The organism is Candidatus Jordarchaeum sp. (assembly GCF_052745115.1).
Genome location: NZ_JBRAKS010000496.1, coordinates 1 through 2,161, shown reverse-complemented (window position 1 = coordinate 2,161; position 2,161 = coordinate 1). Strand labels below are relative to the sequence as shown.

The following is a 2,161-nucleotide window of genomic DNA, read 5'->3' as shown; positions in this document are numbered from 1 at the left end:
TCGCGCGTAGAGGGCGGCGTTGTTGGTTGTGGTGGGTGTTTCGTGGACGAGTATTGTTCCGGTGGGTAGTTGTTCTGTTGGTCTTGGGAATTTGCCGGAGCGGTAGAGGCGGTAGGCGGTCTTGTAGTCTATACCGTGTTTTCTAGCCCAGTCAGCTAGTTTCATAGTACCACATAGCCATATATGGTATTATTTAGTATTAAATCTTCCTACTGTTGTAAACCCTTCTCTTTCAGCTCTCTCTGGAGTTCGATTCTGGCTACCCCAAGTAACTCGGCGGCCTTGCTCAGGTTTATCTTCCCGTCAACGTACGCTCCAATGACTAACGACTTGTATACTTCAGGACTGTCCCTCCGAATCTCGCTGACGAGTCTGTTTATAACTTCGGGTTGAATCTCACCGATCTTCTTCAACTCATCTAAAACCCACATCACACAACTCAACTCGTAACTATTTATTCTTTTATTTATATTGATTTAAGCCTCTGCTGTCTGCATCAAAAAATGATTCGAAAAGAAGTCTTTTCAATCCACTATCTCTTAGAATGTTAACCCTTTTTTAAGATTTAGGAAAATGGGTGAGCCTGAAAATTTTGCTTCTTTCAGTTTTTTGAATTGTTTTTTGGTCATTTATTTCACTTTTGTCTGCAGCACATCCTACTGAAAAGGGCTCCAGTGCACCTTATTCTAAAGATAATCGAGTGAAGGTTTTGACTTGAGTCTCTTGGCGCATTCTGTGAAAAACAAGTTTTTCTCCATATTTTCTGATGAGCTAGTCAAGCTTCTCTATACGGCTCTTTCAGCTATAACGGTTTTCTTCTCAATCCCTCTTAGGCAGATGGTGAGCTGGTTGGCTATCATTCTTCCGATTAGAGTTTCGTATTCGCCGACAACAGCGTGATAGCCCCTTATTCGAAACCATCGATTTGCAACCTTAACTTGCAGCAGGTAAACCTCGCAGGGTATCTCGTATGCACCTGCGTCAAGGGAGTCGTGATCATCGGGTTTAATTCCACTTTTCACTAACTCGTCTCTGACTTCCCTTGAGATTAGCATAGCTTCATCAAAACCCGTATCGATGATCGCTTTAGTTTGGACACTCTCTTCCATATCCGGTCTGGTGAGTGTTACCTCTAGCACAGGTATTTCGGGAGAGCCATCTGCAGCGGCATATTCAACTCTTTCAGTCTCTGTTAATCCACATTTTTTCAAGTTAGGTCTACAACCTCGTCTTTAACTGGTTTTTCGTTACCAATTTTAATGTAATTGTCGGGAATTTTTCTCCCATGTGGGAAAAGCCATTTTTTCCTCTTCTCTCTCAACCTGTAAACTCTTCCCCTCTCTGACCTAATTTCCTCAACTACACCCACTAGCTTGAGAGCGGACAGATACTCTTCACAAGTCCCCCAATCGATTCCCAGGCCTTTTGCCAGCTCATCCACCGTTACCGGGCCTTCCTCCAGCCGTGAAATAATCGACTTCACAACCTCTACCATCATTCTGAACATCTCTATATCCGATTAAAACTCTCAAAAATATATAGAATTAAAACATTTATAAAACCACACGTTTTCAAAGTATTAAACTGGAATGAGGATTCCACCAAAAGCCAACAGTCTACTTAAGAGCTAATTTCCGTTAATCTTCCTTTAATTTCTCAGAAGATTATTCCTCGACACTTTTCTTTTTTTGAAAAACAGCTCTACGAAATCTTTATCCAGCGTTATGAGAATTCTGTGTTCCCTGCCAACTATTTTGATGGCTTCCGCATCTTCCAGACCATAACCGTAGTTTTTGATTGAAAGAATGTCAAATCCTCGGTTTTTCAATGATTCAACTGTTTTAAGCGGCAGGTTTTCGTTAGCGATGAGTTTCATAGGCTTCACTTAGAGGGAAAAAGTAATATTTTTGGGATAATTTATTGTTTTGAGGAAAATATTTATGTCTGTGGTTAAAATCGATGGAAAGGGCAGAATGACCATACCTAAAGCCTAGGGTTCACAACAGTAGAAAGATTTAATGATAAATAATACCATTCTTGGACTTTAATCGTGAACCCAAACATCCGCAGAGACGTCTAATACAAGGCTACAACCATATGCCCACAAGAACCAATTCGGCAATCAGCGTGGAGAACAAAAATCCGCTAAAAGGAACCACTG

The 2,161-nt window shown here is 41.2% G+C and carries 4 protein-coding genes; all 4 read right to left on the bottom strand.

All coding sequences use genetic code 11. From position 1 onward, the window contains the following. Nucleotides 1–209: 209 nt before the first annotated feature. The 4 genes from ACUVXA_RS20085 to ACUVXA_RS20070 all read right to left on the bottom strand — a co-directional run bounded on the left by ACUVXA_RS20085 (nucleotide 210) and on the right by ACUVXA_RS20070 (nucleotide 1,876). Entirely contained in the window at nucleotides 210–413 is a 204-nt protein-coding gene (locus tag ACUVXA_RS20085; RefSeq protein ID WP_445873070.1) for a UPF0175 family protein, read from the bottom strand. Between the two features lie 372 nt (nucleotides 414–785). Further along, nucleotides 786–1,211, bottom strand: coding sequence for a hypothetical protein (locus ACUVXA_RS20080; protein WP_445873069.1), 426 nt, complete (start codon nucleotides 1,209–1,211; stop codon nucleotides 786–788). Further along, nucleotides 1,208–1,498: a winged helix-turn-helix domain-containing protein gene (locus ACUVXA_RS20075; RefSeq protein ID WP_445873068.1), complete on the bottom strand. Its 291-nt coding sequence runs from the start codon at nucleotides 1,496–1,498 to the stop codon at nucleotides 1,208–1,210. The genes ACUVXA_RS20080 and ACUVXA_RS20075 overlap by 4 nt, the downstream gene beginning before the upstream one ends. Nucleotides 1,499–1,648: 150 nt before the next feature. Then, entirely contained in the window at nucleotides 1,649–1,876 is a 228-nt protein-coding gene (locus ACUVXA_RS20070) for a DUF5615 family PIN-like protein (protein WP_445873067.1), read from the bottom strand. Nucleotides 1,877–2,161: the final 285 nt, after the last annotated feature.